General features: G+C 56.3%; 13 protein-coding genes. All 13 read right to left on the bottom strand.

All coding sequences use genetic code 11. The features are described from left to right. Nucleotides 1–104: 104 nt before the first annotated feature. The gene (locus AC3WP4_RS02725; protein WP_074876458.1) at nucleotides 105–1,049 is read right to left on the bottom strand and encodes a carbohydrate kinase family protein; all 945 of its coding nucleotides are present in this window, start codon (nucleotides 1,047–1,049) and stop codon (nucleotides 105–107) included. Between the two features lie 13 nt (nucleotides 1,050–1,062). Next, a complete protein-coding gene (gene xylB, locus AC3WP4_RS02730) occupies nucleotides 1,063–2,559 on the bottom strand; it encodes a xylulokinase (protein ID WP_102614732.1) in 1,497 nt (498 codons plus the stop codon). A gap of 128 nt (nucleotides 2,560–2,687) precedes the next feature. Continuing rightward, entirely contained in the window at nucleotides 2,688–4,163 is a 1,476-nt protein-coding gene (locus tag AC3WP4_RS02735; RefSeq protein ID WP_102614731.1) for a mannitol dehydrogenase family protein, read from the bottom strand. 15 nt (nucleotides 4,164–4,178) lie between these two features. After that, nucleotides 4,179–5,282: an ABC transporter ATP-binding protein gene (locus AC3WP4_RS02740; RefSeq protein ID WP_074876463.1), complete on the bottom strand. Its 1,104-nt coding sequence runs from the start codon at nucleotides 5,280–5,282 to the stop codon at nucleotides 4,179–4,181. Between the two features lie 164 nt (nucleotides 5,283–5,446). Further along, entirely contained in the window at nucleotides 5,447–6,277 is an 831-nt protein-coding gene (locus AC3WP4_RS02745) for a carbohydrate ABC transporter permease (RefSeq protein WP_074876465.1), read from the bottom strand. A 10-nt stretch (nucleotides 6,278–6,287) separates the two neighbouring features. Continuing rightward, nucleotides 6,288–7,187 (bottom strand): carbohydrate ABC transporter permease, encoded by a 900-nt coding sequence (locus AC3WP4_RS02750; protein WP_256581112.1) that lies wholly within the window; start codon nucleotides 7,185–7,187, stop codon nucleotides 6,288–6,290. 205 nt (nucleotides 7,188–7,392) lie between these two features. After that, nucleotides 7,393–8,703, bottom strand: coding sequence for an ABC transporter substrate-binding protein (locus AC3WP4_RS02755; protein ID WP_102614729.1), 1,311 nt, complete (start codon nucleotides 8,701–8,703; stop codon nucleotides 7,393–7,395). A 343-nt stretch (nucleotides 8,704–9,046) separates the two neighbouring features. Further along, the gene (locus AC3WP4_RS02760; protein ID WP_074876469.1) at nucleotides 9,047–9,952 is read right to left on the bottom strand and encodes an AraC family transcriptional regulator; all 906 of its coding nucleotides are present in this window, start codon (nucleotides 9,950–9,952) and stop codon (nucleotides 9,047–9,049) included. Between the two features lie 78 nt (nucleotides 9,953–10,030). Next, on the bottom strand, nucleotides 10,031–10,894 hold the full coding sequence (locus tag AC3WP4_RS02765; protein ID WP_102614728.1) for a phosphatidylinositol-specific phospholipase C domain-containing protein: 864 nt from the start codon (nucleotides 10,892–10,894) through the stop codon (nucleotides 10,031–10,033). A gap of 139 nt (nucleotides 10,895–11,033) precedes the next feature. Continuing rightward, the gene (locus AC3WP4_RS02770) at nucleotides 11,034–12,329 is read right to left on the bottom strand and encodes a glycosyltransferase (RefSeq protein WP_102614727.1); all 1,296 of its coding nucleotides are present in this window, start codon (nucleotides 12,327–12,329) and stop codon (nucleotides 11,034–11,036) included. A 108-nt stretch (nucleotides 12,330–12,437) separates the two neighbouring features. Next, nucleotides 12,438–16,211, bottom strand: a complete 3,774-nt coding sequence (locus AC3WP4_RS02775; RefSeq protein WP_102614726.1) for a hypothetical protein — start codon at nucleotides 16,209–16,211, stop codon at nucleotides 12,438–12,440. Between the two features lie 376 nt (nucleotides 16,212–16,587). Further along, nucleotides 16,588–16,884, bottom strand: coding sequence for a PhoPQ-activated protein PqaA family protein (locus tag AC3WP4_RS02780; RefSeq protein WP_310650411.1), 297 nt, complete (start codon nucleotides 16,882–16,884; stop codon nucleotides 16,588–16,590). Next, the gene (locus AC3WP4_RS02785) at nucleotides 16,844–17,203 is read right to left on the bottom strand and encodes a response regulator (protein WP_074876479.1); all 360 of its coding nucleotides are present in this window, start codon (nucleotides 17,201–17,203) and stop codon (nucleotides 16,844–16,846) included. Before AC3WP4_RS02785 ends, AC3WP4_RS02780 begins: the two co-directional genes overlap by 41 nt. Between the last annotated feature and the right edge of the window lie 60 nt (nucleotides 17,204–17,263).

Raw genomic sequence — 17,263 nt, forward strand, 5'->3', positions numbered from 1 at the left:
GTCAGAGAACTCTGAGGGCGTGCGGTCCAGTAAAGTTTTGGACCGCGGGGTTAAGCGATGGTTAACCCGACTGAATGCCGCCTGTCGTGAGGAGGCCATCAGCCTCAGCGAAGATCCAACTGATGGCGATACGGCAAATCCGGCCCGGTCTTACTGCAGGTCAGCGCTGCCGCCTGCACTGCAAATTTGAGCATGCCGTCGATCTGCTCACGGCTCAGTTGCTGCACGCCCTCAACCGAATCCAGCTGCTGCTCCGTCAGCCAGGTAATCAATGCCGCCTGAAACGTATCGCCCGCGCCCACGGTGTCGGCGATTTTCACTGAACTCGCCGGTACCGACCATGAACCATGGGCGCGACTGAACACCGTCGCCCCCTCGCCACCACGGGTCAGAAATACCAACTGACAGCGATGCTGCAGCCAGCCTTGAATGACCCGTTGCGGATCCTGCTCGGGGTACAACAGGCTCAAATCCTCATCGCTGACTTTGATCAGGTCGGCCAACTCAACCAAGGTGGCAACCCGAGAGCGCCACAGATCGATACTTGGCTCAGGATTGAGCCGCACGTTGGGGTCCAGGCTGATCAAGCGTTTACCGCTTTCCCGTTGCACCAAGGCCAACAGCGTGTCGGCAATCGGTTGTACCACCAGCGAAAACGAACCGATGTGCAGGCCGCGCACTTCAGATCCCAGTTCTGGCAGATGCTCGGTTTTCAGCTGACGATCCGCGCAGCCTTCACCCCGGAAGCTGTAATGCGGCGAACCATTGGCCCCGACCGCCACCATCGCCAGAGTCGTAGGCGCTGCGAAATCCACCAGGTAATCCGGGCGCACACCTTCATCCTGCAGCACCTGCTGCAAGCGCCGACCGAGGTAGTCGGTGGACAGGCCGGCAAACAGCGCCGCATCCACCCCCAAACGACGTAAACCCACCGCCACGTTGAACGGCGAGCCGCCGGCAATCGCCTTGAAATTCACTTTTGACGCCAGGCCGCTGGCGTCCTCTTCACTGAAGAAATCGAACAGCGCTTCGCCACACACCAGGTACATAGTTATTTACTCTTTAAAGGGTTGCGACATGCTGTTGATAGCGTTCGTAGGCCTGCTGACAGGCCGCCACATTGTCGGCGATCGGCAAGGTTTCGCTGGCTGGATCGAGCTTCACGCAGCGTTTGCATAGATCCTCCAGGCTGTCTTCATGCCCGCTTTCCCAGGACTTGCACCACGCTGCCTGAATCGCGGCGCCAAGGGCCGCGGCTTCGCTTTGTTCGGTGCAGATGACTGGGGTGTTCATGATGTCGGCGACGATCTGCCGCCACACCGGGCTTTTCGAGCCGCCGCCGATCAGGCAAATGCTGCGGCTTTGTAAGCCATTCTGCCGCAGCAGGTCCAGCCCATAACGCAAACCGAAGGTCGTGCCTTCGACCACCGCGCGGCACAGGTTGGCCTGGGTCAGGTTGGTCATGGACAAGCCCAGCAGGCTGCCGGTGGCATGGGGCAGGGCGGGGACGCGCTCGCCGTTGAGGAATGGCAGCATGCACACGCCTTCGGCACCGATGGGGGCTTGCGCGACGAGGTCGTTGAACTGTTCGATATCCAGCTCGAACAGTTCGCGAATCACCCCGGTCGCGTTGGTCAGGTTCATCGTGCAGATCAGCGGCAGCCAGCCACCGCTGGAGGAACAGAACGTTGCGACGCAAGCGTCCGGACTGACTTTCGGCTGGTCGGCATAGGCGTACACCGTCCCCGAAGAACCGAGACTCATGGTGATAGCGCCTGGCTTGATGTTGCCGGTGCCGATGGCGCCCATCATGTTGTCGCCACCGCCGCTGGAGACCAGCGCCTGCGGGTTGATACCCAGGTGTTCAGCGATGCTCGGCAGGATCGTGCCGACGGCTTGATGAGCGTCTATCAACTCCGGCAGCGCAGCTTGCAGTCGTCCGGTGGCATCGATATCCCGCAGCAGCTGCAAGTCCCATTGGCGGGTACGCACGTTGAAATACCCGGTGCCCGAGGCGTCGCCGTATTCACTGCAACTGCGCCCGGTGAGCCAATAGTTGAGGTAATCATGGGGCAGCAGGATGCGGGCGATCCGGGAAAAAACCAGCGGATGTTGTTCTTTGGTCCAGAGCAGTTTGGAGACGGTGTAGCCCGGCGCGATCACTACGCCGAGGCGTTCCAGCGAGCCTTTTTCGCCACCCAGATGGACCAGCAGACGGTCGTTTTCCGGGGTGGATTCGGTGTCACACCAGAGTTTGGCCGGGCGCAGCACCTGGCCCTGATCGTCGAGCAGCACCAGCCCGTGTTGCTGGCCGGAAACGCCGATGCCAAGGATGTCCTGGCCGTCGACCTTCGCCGCGAGCAATGCGCGGCGGGTGGCAAGCGCGAAGGCTTCCAGCCATTGGGCGGTGTCTTGCTCGCGGCGGCCGTTGGCGCCACTGATCAGAGTGTGGGCGGCAGCACCCTGGCCCAGCACCTGACCGCTGACGGCGTCGAGGATGATGGCTTTGGTGCCTTGGGTGCCGCAGTCGATGCCGAGGAATAAATGTTGGTTTGTCATGAATACACCCTGCCGAAGATCGTTCCCACGCTCTGCGTGGGAATGCAGCCCGGGACGCTCCGCGTCCCTTTCGCGAATTGGAACGCGGAGCGTCCCTTGAGGCATTCCCACGCAGAGCGTGGGAATGATCAGTTGGCGAGTACTCGTTCGAGGGTTGTTGTCACGCCGACATCGCGCAAGCTGTTACAGCACCACTCAAACGCTGCCACAAACTCGGGCGAATGCGGGATCGCCGTTCCAAAAATCTCCTCAACCGCCAGCAACCGCTGCGTGATCAACGCATCATCCGCCACCAACGCCTGACAGAATTCCGCCCGTGGGTCAGGAACGCTGTAGGTCTGGCCATTCTCGTCCACGCCCTTCAAATACAATGCCCAAGCCGCTACTACCAACGCCGCCCGTTTGGTCTCCTGCCCATCCGCAATCAATCGATTGATCGTCGGCACCGTGAACTTGGGAAACTTCGACGAACCGTCCGAACACACGCGCTCCAGCTGATCGGCAATCGCCTGGTTGGAGAAGCGCGCCTCCAGGGTGTTCTTGTACTCGGTCAGGTCAATCCCCGGCACGGGTGACAGTTGCGGGGTCACGTCCAGGTCCATGTAGGCACGCATGTAGCGCACGAACAGCGGGTCGTTCATGGTTTCGTGAACGAAACGGTAACCCTTCAAGAACCCCAGGTAAGTGAGGGCGAGGTGACTGCCGTTGAGCAGTTTGATCTTCATCTCTTCATAAGGCGTGACGTCGTCAGTGAACTGCACGCCGACCTTTTCCCAGGCCGGCCGACCATTGACGAACTTGTCTTCCAGCACCCATTGCACAAACGGTTCGCAAACCACCGGCCAGGCATCGTCGATAGCGTGTTTATCGTGCAGTTGCAGCTTGTGTTCGGTGCTGGTCATCGGCGTGATGCGGTCGACCATCGCGTTCGGAAAACTGACATTGCTAGCGATCCAGTCCCGCAGATCGGCATCACGTAGGGCGGCGAACGCCAGTAACGCTTTGCGCGTGACTGCGCCGTTGTGCGGCAGGTTATCGCAGGACATCAAGGTGAACGCGGGCGTGCCGGCTGCACGACGTTTGGCCAGCGCGGCACAGAGGAAACCGAACACGGTTTTCGGTGTGTTTGGGTGTGCCAGGTCGTGCTGGATTTGCGGCAACTGGGCCATGAACTCGCCGGTGCTGTCGTCGATGCAGTAGCCGCCTTCGGTAATGGTCAGCGAAACGATACGGATCTCGGGGCTGGCGAGTTTGTCGATCAGTGCTTGTGCGCCGTCTTCAGCCAACAGCATGTCGCGAATCGCACCGATCACTCGAACTTCGGTGTCGTCGCTATCGCCCAACTCGAACAGGGTAAAGAGGTAATCCTGCTCTTTGAGATCGTCCCGGGCGCGGCGGTCTTCGGCGCGCAGGCCGACACCGCAACTCGCCCAGTCCAGACCTTCGCCGGTATTCATCAACGCATCGGTGTAATACGCCTGATGCGCCCGGTGGAAACCGCCGACGCCGATGTGCGCGATGCCTTGGCGAGTGTCGCTCAGGGTATAGGCCGGCAGGATCACCCCAGGGGCGAGGCGGTTGAGGTTGTGTTTATTGAGTTTCATCACAAGGTCTCGAAATCAGGCTGCAGCGCGCAACGGGCGGGTCAACGCCACGCCGTCGGCATCGAATAAATGGCAGTGTTCGGCGTCCAGATGCAGGCTCAGCGACTCGCCATAACGGCTGGCCAGGTCGCCGCGAACGCGCATGGTCAGGGCTTCGCCGGACGAGGTCACCACGTGGCAAAAGGTGTCGCTGCCCAGGCGTTCACTGACGTCGGCGGTGACCTGCAAGGTGCAGTCGCCGGTCTGCGCGAGATTCAGATGCTCCGGGCGAATGCCCAGGGTCACCGCACCGCCGACGCTCAGGTTGGCACCGCTCAGTGGCAAGGTGATGCGGGTGCCGGCGTCCAGCAGCACTTCGCAGCGCTGGCTTTCGACGCGGGTGACTTTACCCTTGAGGAAGCCCATTTTCGGCGTGCCGAGGAACCCGGCGACAAACAGGTTGGCCGGTTGGTGATACAGGTCCAGCGGCGAGCCGACTTGTTCGACTTTGCCGCCATTGAGTACCACGACTTTGTCGGCCATGGTCATGGCTTCGACCTGGTCGTGGGTCACGTAGATCATCGTGGCTTTGAGTTCTTTGTGCAGGCGCAGCAGTTCCAGGCGCATCTGCACCCGCAGGGCGGCGTCGAGGTTGGACAGTGGCTCATCGAACAGGAAGATCTTCGGATTGCGCACGATGGCTCGGCCGATGGCCACGCGCTGACGCTGACCGCCGGACAACTGTTTCGGTTTACGTTCGAGCATTGGCCCCAGTTCGAGGATGCGCGCCGCTTCGCCGACTTTCTTCTCGACCTCGGCTTTCGGTACGCCCGCCAGGTCGAGGGCAAACGACATGTTTTTGCGCACGCTCATGTGTGGGTACAGGGCGTAGGTCTGGAACACCATCGCCAGGTCGCGCTTGGCCGGGCTGACTTCGGTGATGTCGCGGCCATCGAGTTCGATGGTGCCGCCGCTGACTTCTTCCAGGCCGGCGATCAGGCGCAGCAGGGTGGATTTGCCGCAGCCCGACGGACCGACGAACACCACGAACTCGCGGTCGTTCACTTCCAGGTCGATGCCTTTGATGATGGAAAAGCCTTCGAAGCCTTTTTGCAGATTCTTGATTTTCAGGTTGGCCATGATGATGGGCCTCCACTTGTTGTTATTCAGTTGAGCCGTGTGGGCTTTTCTGTAGGAGTGAGTCTGTTCGCGATGAGGCCGTGTCAGTCGACATCACTGTTGAATGACATTCCGCCATCGCGAGCAGGCTCGCTCCTACAGTGGTCGCATTGAGTCGGCGATCTTCATTTCACGGCGCCGAACGACAGGCCGCGGACCAATTGTTTCTGGCTGATCCAGCCGAAGATCAGGATCGGTGCGCAAGCCAGGGTCGACACTGCCGACAACTTGGCCCAGAACAGACCTTCGGGACTTGAGTAGGAGGCGATCAACGCAGTGAGCGGCGCGGCTTTCGACGAGGTCAGGTTCAGCGACCAGAACGCCTCGTTCCAGCACAGGATCAGCGACAGCAACACTGTGGACGCCAACCCGCCCTTGGCGATCGGCAGCAGCACCCGGACCATCTCCTGCCACAACGTGGCACCGTCGAGGCGCGCGGCTTCGAGGATGTCCTTGGGGATGTCCTTGAAGTAGGTGTAAATCATCCAGACCACGATCGGCAGGTTGATCAGCGTGTAGATCACGATCAGCGCGATGCGCGTGTCGAGCAGGCCGAAACTCTTGGCCAGCAGGTAGATCGGCATCAGCACGCCCACCGGTGGCAGCATCTTGGTGGAGAGCATCCACAGCAGCGTACCCTTGGTGCGCTGGGTTTCGTAGAACGCCATCGAGTACGCCGCCGGCACCGCGATCAGCAGGCTCAGGGCCGTAGCGCTGAACGAAATCACCACCGAGTTCCAGGCGAAGCTGAAGTAATCGCTGCGCTCGTTGATGTGCAGGTAGTTTTCCAGCGTCGGCGTGAAGAGGAACTGCGGCGGCGTGGCGAACGCATCGATTTCGGTTTTGAAACTGGTCATCACCATCCAGAAGATCGGGAAGAAGATCAGGATCGCGATGGCCCAGGCCAGGGTGCCGAGCAGCAGGCTTTGCAGACGGCGGGATTGTTGAAGGGTCATGGCGCAGGCCTCAGGCTTTGTCTGTCAGGTTTTTGCCGATCATGCGCACCAGCACGATGGCTGCGATGTTGGCAATCACCACCGCGATCAAGCCACCGGCGGACGCCATGCCGACGTCGAACTGCACCAGCGCCTGGTTGTAGATCAGGTACGCGAGGTTGGTCGAGGCGTAGCCGGGGCCGCCGTTGGTGGTGGTGAAGATTTCGGCGAACACCGAGAGCAGGAAGATGGTTTCGATCATCACCACCACCGCAATCGGCCGGGCCAGGTGCGGCAAAGTCAGGTGCCAAAAAATCGCGATTGGCCCGGCGCCGTCGAGGCGCGCGGCTTCCTTCTGTTCCTGGTCGAGGGACTGCATGGCAGTCATCAGGATCAGGATGGCGAAGGGCAGCCATTGCCAGGACACAATGATGATGATCGACAGCAGCGGGTAGTGCGCCAGCCAGTCCACCGGTTGCGCGCCGAACAGCTTCCAGACGTAGGCGAGGATCCCCGACACCGGGTGAAAGATCAGGTTCTTCCAGATCAGCGCACCGACGGTGGGCATGATGAAAAACGGCGAAATCAGCATCACCCGCACGATGCCGCGACCGAGGAATTCACTGGCCTCCAGCAGCGCACTGATCAACACGCCGAACACCACGCTGATCAGCAGCACGCTGCCGACCAGCAACAAGGTGTTGGTGGCGCCGGGCATGAAGCCCGAGTCGCTGAGGAAGTAGCTGAAGTTCTCAAGCCCGACGAACGCGTTTTCGCCAGGGTAGAGCAGGTTGTAGCGGATCAGCGAAAAGTAAACGGTCATGCCCAGCGGCACGATCATCCACAGCAGCAACAACGCCACCGAGGGACTGACCAGGAACCAGCCGGGATTGGCCAACCGGCTTTTACGCACCGGTTGGGAAATGTCCATGTGAGCTTTGGCAGTTGAAATATTCATGGCGATAGAACCGATTAAGAACAGACAAATGAAGATCAACTATGGGAGCGGGCTTGTGGGCGAGGGAGCTTGCTCCCGCTAGGGCGCGAAGCGGCCCCAAAAGCTTTGCGACTGCTGCGCAGTCGAGCGGGAGCAAGCTCCCACGCCACACAAGCAGTTCCCACATTGGTAGCGGGGGTTACTTGGGATAACCGGCGCGCTTCATTTCACGTTCGGTGGTTGACTGGGCAGCGGTCAGCGCCTGGTCGACCGTGGTCTGGCCGATCAGCGCTGCCGAGAACAATTTGCCGACCTGGGTGCCCACGGCCTGGAATTCAGGAATGGTCACCAACTGAATGCCGATATAGGGCACGGGCTTGAGGGTCGGCTTGCTCGGATCCGCGGCTTTCAGCGATTCAAGAGTCACCTTGGCGAACGGCGCAGCCTTCATGTAGGCATCGCTGTACGTCGATGCGCGGGTACCTGGCGGCACGTTGGCAATGCCGTCTTTCTCGGCAACCAACGCTCCGTATTCCTTGGAAGTGGCCCAGGCGCTGAAGGTTTTCGCCGCGTCCTTGGCCTTGGAACTGGTCGGAATTGCCAGCGCCCAGGAATACAACCAGGCTGAACCCTTATCGGTAGTCTCGTGCGGTGCGTAGGTGAAACCGACGTGGTCACTCACCTTGCTTTGGGTCTTGTCAGTAACGAAGGAGCCGGCGACGCTGGCATCCACCCAGATCGCGCATTTGCCGCTGTTGAACAGCGCGAGGTTTTCATTGAAACCGTTGCTCGATGCGCCCGGCGGACCGGATTTCTTCATAGTGTCGACGTAGAAGTTCAGCGCGTTTTTCCAATCGGGGCCGGTAAATTCCGGCTTCCATTGCTCATCGAACCAGCGCGCACCATAGGCATTGGCGACGGTGCTGATCAGCGCCATGTTCTCGCCCCAACCGGCCTTGCCGCGCAGGCATATGCCGTACTGTTCTTTATCCTTATGGGTGAGTTTGCCGGCGAATTCGCTGATTTGGGTCCAGGTCGGGTGCTCGGGCATGGTCAGCCCGGCTTCCTTGAACAGGTCGGTGCGGTAATAGGTGATGGAGCTTTCGGCGTAGAAGGGCAAAGCGTACAGCGAGCCTTTGACCGACAAGCCTTCACGCACCGATGGGAACACGTCGTCGAGGGCATAACTGGCCGGCAAGTCCTTCATTGGCTCCAGCCAGCCTTTGCCGCCCCAGAGTGCGGCTTCGTACATGCCAATGGTCAGAACATCGAACTGTCCGCCCTGGGTTGCGATGTCGGTGGTCAGGCGTTGGCGCAGGACGTTTTCTTCCAGCACCACCCAATTGAGCTTGATGTCCGGATGCTCGGCCTCGAAGGTTTTCGAGAGTTTTTGCATGCGGATCATGTCGCTGTTGTTGACGGTGGCGATGGTCAGGGTCTGGGCGCCGAGGCTGACGCTGCTGAGGGTCATGCAGGTAAGGGCAAGCAGAGCTTTTACAGAAGGTTGCATCGTGCACTCCTTTTCTGCACCCGGCGGGTTACAGAAGGACAGTTATTGTTTTTGTGTCTTCCTGCGGGGGGAAGAATGTGCACTGATTACAGCCTTCAATTGATGACGTGACAAATCATCCATCGCACTTGAATCGATACTATTTTGCACTGGACTTTGAGGGGGGAGGTGCAGGGAACGGGTTTTCAGCAGTTAACGCCTATTGAATCCGTACAGGTTTCAGTGTGAAAACAGGTCTTAACCTGTGGGAGCGAGCTTGCTCGCGATGACTTCGTGTCAGTCAACATCACTGTTGAATGATCCACCCTTTCGCGAGCAGGCTCGCTCCCTCAGGGATTTGTATTTACCCAAGGTTTTGTTCGGTCAACCGCTGCACCGCCAACCGCCGATAATGCGAGGGCGTCATGCCCTTGAGTTGCTGAAAGCGCCGATTGAAGTTGGAAATATTGTTGAAGCCCGACTCGAAGCACACATCGGTCACCGGTTTGTTGCCATCGGCCAGCAACTCGCAGGATTTGCTGATCCGCAGGCGATTGACGAATTCGATGAAGCAGCGGCCGGTGGCTTGTTTAAACACTCGACTGAAATAAGTCGGCTTCATGCCCAAGTGCTCGGCGACTTCTTCCAGCGGCAGTTCCCGAGCGTAATGCGCGAAGATGTAATCCACCGCCCGGTTGGTGCGATCGATATTGTGCTCGTCGGCCAATTGCGGTGTCGTGGCTCCGGACAGCAACTGAAAATCGTCAGAGGCGGCCAGCAACTCCAGCAGAATGAAAAAGTGCCCGAGACGCGTCACGCCTTGGGTATCGGCGATACGCTGCATCAAGGTCATGGCCTGGCGGATGGTGCGCTTGCAGCGAAACTCGATGCCGTACTGGGCGCGCTCCAACAGTGGCGCCAGTGCCTTGAGCTCGGCAAACACCAAGTGGCCGCTGTCGAACAACTCGTCCGTGAAATTGACCAGCATGTCGCGCTTGGGCACCACTTCGTCTTCGGCCACCTGGCTGATCCAGTTGTGGGGCAGGTTGGGGCCGGTGAGGAACAGCGATTCCGGATAGAAATTACCGATGTAGTCACCGATGAACACTTTGCCGGAACTGGCGACGATCAGGTGCAGTTCGTATTCCTTGTGAAAATGCCAACGCACCAGCGGGCAAGGGAATCCGTGCTGACGGTAGATGATGGACAACCCGTTGTGGTCGTCCATCAATTCGTAGGAGGGGTCTGTCACGCGGGCTGTTCGAGTCATGTCAGGATGCTTTTCTTGTTATCGCTGCTCGATCATGCCTCTTTTGGCGCCTTCTGTGCCAGCCTGCCACGACTTTGCCTAACGGGGGACCCGATCGCGCGCTTTCATCAGGTTTACCGTTCGGCAATAAGAGACGATGTTGGACTCTTCAATAAAATCGACGTTGATGATGTTGCATTTTGACGCCCAGTCGCTGTTATTCGGATCGAACCAGGAATTAAGCTCGTCATGAATATCCACGGGGCCACCGAGCGCGCTGTAACTGGTGGCGGAAAGTGACCACGGTGCCCCTGTGCCCGGCGGGTATTTCAGTACATTAATAATGTGCTGCTTCAAATCAGCGACATTGGTGATACCGCTGCCAGACCATTTGTGCCTGATCTGTTCGTGAAATACAGTTCGATCAAGAGCACTGTGCCATGGGGTCGCGATCAGTATTCTTTGCAGTGGGCTGATTTGCTTGAGTCTCTCAAGGCTCAGGCTCTGGTTTTGGACAGGAATCATCCGATGGTCGATAAATCTCAACATCATGTCGTTGAAGTATTTGAAGTCAAATGGATGCTCGCCATTCTTGAGTTGGTGAAAGTCCACAATGACAAACTCATCCGGATTTTCCGTAAGAAATCTATTTAGGTCGGTTATCAGTTCGCCCAGCGTGCGGTTAGAGCGATGACTGTCATGTGTAAATATGAATTTTCCTAACCCTGGGGCAGCGGCGTCATAAATCAGACGGGCGTCAAGTGCTCGGGACCCATGACACAGTTGGCTATAGAACGACTTATGCTGACAAGCCACCCAGTGCGGGGGAGGGCCGAACAAAGGCCAGGGCGCTTTCCAGTCGCAGCCAGCGTTATGAGTGCCAGGCAGAGTCAGTTCGCTGAGCGATAAAGTGTTAATGGCTGGCGTGGCGGACATCCAGTTGTTATTGGCGTAGTTGCTCATTTAATGCATCCTTGCATTAATTTATAAGAAGAGTTGAGGGTGCCGAACTTAAACAAGTCTGGCTGAATATTTATAAGGTTGAGTGCTGGATTTGGTCAATAACAGTGATAATGCAAAATATTTGTTGTTGGTATAAGTTCTATAATGGGTTCCGATTCTTTGCTTCAATCCATTGCGCCATGTATTGCGTACTTCTGTGGTGATGATGGCGCAACATACTTCCCGTAAAGTTGTCATTTCTAAGTTGTGCCAGATGTTGTTGGCAATACAACAACTTTTCAATCAGCGCCGGACCATGCTCCGATTGTCGATAACGCGCGACGAGCAACGATTGCCCAAGGGATTGAGCGTCCGTCCACAGAGCTTCATCCTTGTACAGCTGAACCGCGCACTCGGCGAACGCCTGTGCTGTTCGGGTCACAGCCCCCGGCCAGCGTTGTTCGCCATGCATTGCTTCTGCGCCGATTGGCGTGGTGATCGTGGGCGTGCCGCATAACATGGCGTCGACAATTTTGCCTTTGATGCCGGCACCAAAGCGTAGGGGCGCAAGACAAATCCGTGCGCCAGACATGACTTTTAACGCATCTTGCGCCCAGTTCATCACATGAAAGCCCTGGCCGGGGTTGTGCAATGCAGTCGCTTTGGGCGGCGTGTAAGCACCGTAAATGTGCAATTGAGCCTTGGGCAGTTGTTCGCGAATCAGCGGCCAGATAGTGGTTTTCATCCAGAGCACCGCATCCCAGTTCGGCGCATGACGGAAGTTGCCGATGCTGAGAAAGTGCGCGCGGTCGCCAAAAGAAACCGGCGGCACGCTCGGTAGATCGACCATCAGCGGACACCAGTGCAGCAAGTGGCGCGGCAGTTTGAATTGCTCGACCAGCAATTCGATCTCCACTTCGGAAACCATCAGGTTCAAGTCGCAACGATAAATCGCTGCGATTTCCCGTTTGGCCAGATCGGTCTCGGCCATGAGCTCAAACTCTTCCCGTAACGCTGGCGCGAACAGTTCACTGAAGTCATTGGTGTCGTCATTCGCCTTCAAACGCTCCTTGAGGCGTTGATGGCGGGCATCTCGCAGGCTTTGCAGGTCGGAGGTCTCAAGCACGCGCAAGGCATGGGGGCAGTGCTTTTCAACTCGCCAGCCGAACTGTTCTTCCATCATGAACCGATCGAACAAAACGATATCCGGAGCCAGTTCGCTGATGAACCTGTCGAAACTGCTGTTGTTCAATTCGATCGGGACTTCGCGAATGCCCAACACCGTCAGGTCTGCCCGATGCTCACCGGAGCTGGCCGGACTACTGAAAGTAATGTCCCAGCCTTGCTGCAAGAAGGTCTCGAGAATTTGCATCATGTGTCCACCCGCCGCTGAAGAGCGGGGCTCGGGCCAGACGTAACCGATGACCAGGACTTTGGTTGCGTGGGGCTGGGTCATGAACAGTGATCCTTTGCAGCAAGCGAGGGGGCAAAAAAGGGCGCAATTAAACCACAGTACAGTAGTGGTCGCATGCGCCCGGTATCGTTAACTCGGTCTGTCTGAAACTCAGAGAATGTTGATTTTTACCAGTGTCTGCCCATTGATGTATCCATGGTTGGCATTTTTGAGTGCCGCTTTCATGGTCGCTATATTCTGCTGATAGGCTTGCTTGTTGGTCTTTAATTGGCTTAGCAGCGATGTCGTCAATGCAAATGAGTCGGCATTTTTAAACGCCATCCCGCTGTTGTAGTTGGTATTTGGAAAACTCGGCAGGCCCATGGACATCTTGCCGTTGGCGAGATTCAGGAGTGGACTCACGTCCAATTGTTGAGAGCCACGCTGAAATATTCCGGTGTCTTCAGCGTAGGCGAAATCTTTGGTTTTCGGCGCGCCGTGGAACATTTCATGAACGAAAGTATCGGCAGTAATGCCCGGGTTGAAATGATCCCTGCGATAAGCCTCGTTGAAGTTGTCACTGTAGACCCGGATAAATTCGTTGTTGGCATTTTGCGCCTTGTCGCCAGTTTTCCAGTCGTTGTACAGCCCCCAATGCAGCTCGGCTACTGAGTCGCTTTCTTGACTGCAGTCGAGGATAAAGTTGCCGGGTTTGATATTTGTAAGGTCCTCTTTTACTGCAATCAGGTAGTCACGGTAAGCACTTCGGGCTGCGGAAGAGTCATTCGCAAGCAGAAGGACGAGCGCCGCATTCGATTCCTGGATCAGCGTTGGGTCATTCAATACGTTGATGGCATCGTCTACTTTTCTGCTGGCGAGTGGTAAGCCTTCTTTGATCACTGTACGAGCGTAGCTTTTAGGCATGATTTTATGCCAGCGTGGGATGGGCAATTTAAGTTTGAGATCAAAACCCTTCAGTTTGGCTCCCCAGGGCTCACCAAATCGGTTCAGTGCGTACCATTCGTCATGGTGGCGTATACCCCATACCTGGAAGGCATCCTGGGAAGTTTGCGCAGGGCGCCAGGTTCCGAGACGAATGATGTCTGGATCGCCGGCTCTGGCCAATTGCTCGAATTGAGTCTGACCCGTCAACTGTCGAAGATCGGATACGGCGTTTTCCAAGGCCGCAACACTCCCGTTAATACCTTTGCGCAACAGTTTCGCGCCACCTATAAGCAAATCCGGAACGCCATCCAGCGGATTTAGCAAGCTGCTCACCAGGCCCAGGCCAGTTTTGGCCAGGGCGCTGGCTTTCGTTGCAAGGGTCATGCTTCGGGCGGCAATACTGGCTATCTTGCCAATGGCCCCGACCACCAACAGAAGCGTCATCGCAGCTTCCAGGGTGCAGGCACCTACGCCTTGGAACTGTCGATCCAGATCGTCTGAACTGATGTCTTCGATGCATGATTTGAACGGTACGACAATATTGAGAAACGTGTTCAATGCCTCTTCACGTTCTGCACGCAATGCCTCCAGCCGGGTTTGCCCCCAACATTCTTTCACCAACTCATCGTAGGTTGCGATTGGCCGGTGCTTGAGCACGAAGTTTACGAGTGACTCGAATTCACTTGAATAGAAACTTTGGTAATAGCCTTTGCTTTCAATGTCCGAAGCCAGTGGGGGTGCGGATAGTTCACCGATCTTTTCAATGACGCCACGACTGGTATTGACGAGGCCAGGTGTGACCCCATGGGTGTAGCACTCGATGTCCGTGGGCAGTTGATGCACCGGTGCCGGATGGGTGTGGTTCTTTTCACTGCCGCGGGGGCTTGTACGTAACAGGTTCTCCCTTTCGATCAGCTCGGCCAGTTCCGTGTTTTCACGGCAGACTCCGTGCAAGGTGAACAGCTCATAACAGCTCAATCGTCCTTCGAAGTAGGTACACATCACCACGCCGTAACGACCGGTGGCCTGCTCTTTGTCTTTATGACTCTCCATGGGAACCCGATTCGGCACTTTAAGTATGACGTCAAGGGTTGACGCTAATGGATTCATGGGGAAGCGGGTGATTGGGTGAATAGTGGCGACTGAAGGCCGTACAGAGAATATCGTCAATTGTCCGCGCAGCAGCCGCACTCGATCAACAAGCGGCAAGGATGAAAGGGCTAGTTTCAAATGCGTATACATAGCCTGCGCATGTGACAGGTAGTTCCGATTGAATTGGCGGTAAAACTCTCCCTGCGCAGAGATCAGATTGGGGAGCATCTTTGGAAACGCAGTATAAATACTTGCTCCATGCTTCAAGTCCCAATCGCCTGTCTGCAGGTCGTTGGACATGTGCAGGTCTACAGGGGACATGAGAAACGGGTCGGCATAGGCGTCTTCCAGTGATCGATTGCTCTTTTGGTGAAGGACGTCATCTTCAAGATAGGTGCATCCTTTGGCGACTTGCTTGAGGATGTCCAGGGCGACGCTCTTGCGGGTCGGCAAGGGGCGAGACAACGTTTCAGCCGTTTCAGCAAGGGTTTTCGCATGGCGGGCGTAAGCGGCCACGGCCACTTCAAGCGAATCCTTGGCCGACAGGTTTACTTCATCATGGGTGACGATACTGTTGAGCAACGCCCAGTTGATCACTGGATCTACAGCAGCCAAGGCATTGAGTGCCTGTTGCGACTCTGTGACTGACTCGGACTTCATCAGGTGTTGTATTTGCGCATGGGTCATTACGCGCGACGATCCCGGTGAGATAGCTTCCTGCACCGCGATGGTCCGGCAGTAATCAACCCATTGCGGGGTGCCTAATAGCAAAGTAGGTGGCAAGTCCTGGACCAGGAACTCCGGCGCGGTGCCGGCCAGCAATAAATGCGAGGCCAGTGCCACGTTCTGTTCAGTGACCCGGTGGTGATTGATCAAATGTCTTTCGAATTCCGTTTGAACACTGGTGAAAGACTTCTCTATATGTTGGGCTGCATAGAGATCGAACCCGGCCACTTGATTGCGCGGCTCTTGCTCCCCGACCTTCGGATGAAGATCCAACAGTAGCGCAGTGAAAAGTATTTGCTGGAGAGATTCGTCCGATAAGGGCTGATCATCTTGCGCACCATACCAATCCAGGTCTCGTACAAAGCTTTTTGCCCAGATTAGAGCAATGGAACTGGAAACAAGCATGTTCAGAAAATACTCCGCTTCCGATCGTTTGATGGGAGTGGATCGTCCACCCAGAATAGTGTCTGAAAGCAGTTCCAATAATGACTCGCCCTTGGTGTACTCCTTGATCAGTGTTCGAAGCCGGTCCCGCTGTGCTGATGACATAGTGAGCGGATTATTTTCGCCGGCGATTACCATTTCCCAATAGTTGCCGAATGGCGGATTTTCCGGGTGTGACTGCTCCAGGAAGGCAATCAGGTTCTGAGCATCGACTACCGTTCGAGGGAGGAGGTAACGATGGAATCTCAACCATTGAATCATGCCGACCTGGTCGTCAAGGGTGACGACGCCACCGGTCGATTGCGCCATTTCAACCAATACAACAAGATCATCGTTCAGATCCGGAGCCAGTTTGACTGCACTCTCGAAACTCAGGGTTCTACCAGCGTAGTGTGCCTTGACCTGACCTGTGGCGGTTACTTCAAACAGTGAGTCTTCGGGCAGCCGGAGTTTCAATAAAAGATTTTTGAAAGAGGCTCTTTCGACCATGTTTCGCAACATGGCTCTTGCGGGCTGGAGAGTTTCTTCTAGCGATGAGCCAGGTTCCAGGGAGATAGAAGAACCTTCCAGGCTGACTTCCCTGGAGTGACTGCTGTCTCGCACTCGACGCTTTAATTTGTCGAGAAATTCCCGGCGCTCGATATTGTCTTTATGGCTGTTGTGATCTTGCGGCGGGCTATAAGTCAAAGGTCTTGATAAGTGTCTTTGAAATGTATTGGTTGCATTAGTAAGGCTCATGGTAAATCCAGTTGTTTCAGGGCTGTATGTTTGAGGTATCCTCTTTTAATATTTAATTGATGGCAAGTCGACGTATGTAAGTGTGTATTGCATTTGTTTGCGTAGTTGGTGGGTTGTCATGTTGTTCGGCGGCAAATGACTCTTTTCTATAACAGGCAAGAAGGTCAGGTGATTTGTTGTAGTTTTAAATAGAGCATTTGACTGCATTCCGCTACTGATTAATGGGAAACGGTTTGCCAGTCACGTGTAGTCAAGGAAATACGACAACTGCAAAACGCATCATCGGCGGGTAATGCCTGATTCGGATACGTATCCCGGAAGAATCTTGACCATCGTCGTTTCGACAACGCCGTCTGCGTACTCAGCCTCGAAGAACTCAGCGCTCGCGTTTCGACGCGCCGGTGGCAAGAAAACTCACCACCCGGCCTGGCTGCGTTTCTTTTTGGGTCAGGTCCATGGCCTTGACCAGCGCTTCCATCATCGGTACATGCAGCGACATAAAGGGCTGTTGTTCCGGGGCCTGCATGAATAGTTTCCAGCTGCGGGCAACGCTGTCATCTTCTGTGCGTGGCAAAAATACAGCCTTGCGTCGGTTTATGCAGAAGTGGAGGGGCCACAGCCCCAAACAACTCTCAGGCCAGCATGCCTTTGACCTTGTCGCGCAACTGATCAATGGAAAACGGTTTGCCGATCACGTGCATGCCTTCGGGCACATCCATGCTTTCGGCATAACCGCTGGCAAACAGGATGGGCAGCTCGGGGCGCAGCATCCGGGCCTGGGTGGCCAGTTCACGGCCGTCCATCACTGGCAATCCAACGTCGGTCATCATCAAATCGATGTGCTGGTCTTCATCGTTGAGAAACTCCAGCGCCTGTTCGCTGCCATCGGCTTCGAGCACCTTGAACTCGAGTTCCTCCAGCACATCGACAATCAGCATGCGCACGATGGCGTCGTCTTCGACTACAAGGATGATGGACGCGGTGGCGGACATAGTGGGTTCTCAGAGGTTGAATTCGCGGGTGGTCGGTCGATCGAAATCGCCGGGCTCTTG

The sequence above is a fragment of the Pseudomonas sp. FW305-20 genome, assembly GCF_058788075.1.

Coding starts and splice junctions, on each gene's coding strand:
- AC3WP4_RS02725 (WP_074876458.1), bottom strand. CDS start 1,049: ATGTACCTGGTGTGTGGCGAAGCGCTGTTCGATTTCTTCAGTGAAGAG.
- xylB (WP_102614732.1), bottom strand. CDS start 2,559: ATGACAAACCAACATTTATTCCTCGGCATCGACTGCGGCACCCAAGGC.
- AC3WP4_RS02735 (WP_102614731.1), bottom strand. CDS start 4,163: ATGAAACTCAATAAACACAACCTCAACCGCCTCGCCCCTGGGGTGATC.
- AC3WP4_RS02740 (WP_074876463.1), bottom strand. CDS start 5,282: ATGGCCAACCTGAAAATCAAGAATCTGCAAAAAGGCTTCGAAGGCTTT.
- AC3WP4_RS02745 (WP_074876465.1), bottom strand. CDS start 6,277: ATGACCCTTCAACAATCCCGCCGTCTGCAAAGCCTGCTGCTCGGCACC.
- AC3WP4_RS02750 (WP_256581112.1), bottom strand. CDS start 7,187: ATGGACATTTCCCAACCGGTGCGTAAAAGCCGGTTGGCCAATCCCGGC.
- AC3WP4_RS02755 (WP_102614729.1), bottom strand. CDS start 8,703: ATGCAACCTTCTGTAAAAGCTCTGCTTGCCCTTACCTGCATGACCCTC.
- AC3WP4_RS02760 (WP_074876469.1), bottom strand. CDS start 9,952: ATGACTCGAACAGCCCGCGTGACAGACCCCTCCTACGAATTGATGGAC.
- AC3WP4_RS02765 (WP_102614728.1), bottom strand. CDS start 10,894: ATGAGCAACTACGCCAATAACAACTGGATGTCCGCCACGCCAGCCATT.
- AC3WP4_RS02770 (WP_102614727.1), bottom strand. CDS start 12,329: ATGACCCAGCCCCACGCAACCAAAGTCCTGGTCATCGGTTACGTCTGG.
- AC3WP4_RS02775 (WP_102614726.1), bottom strand. CDS start 16,211: ATGAGCCTTACTAATGCAACCAATACATTTCAAAGACACTTATCAAGA.
- AC3WP4_RS02785 (WP_074876479.1), bottom strand. CDS start 17,203: ATGTCCGCCACCGCGTCCATCATCCTTGTAGTCGAAGACGACGCCATC.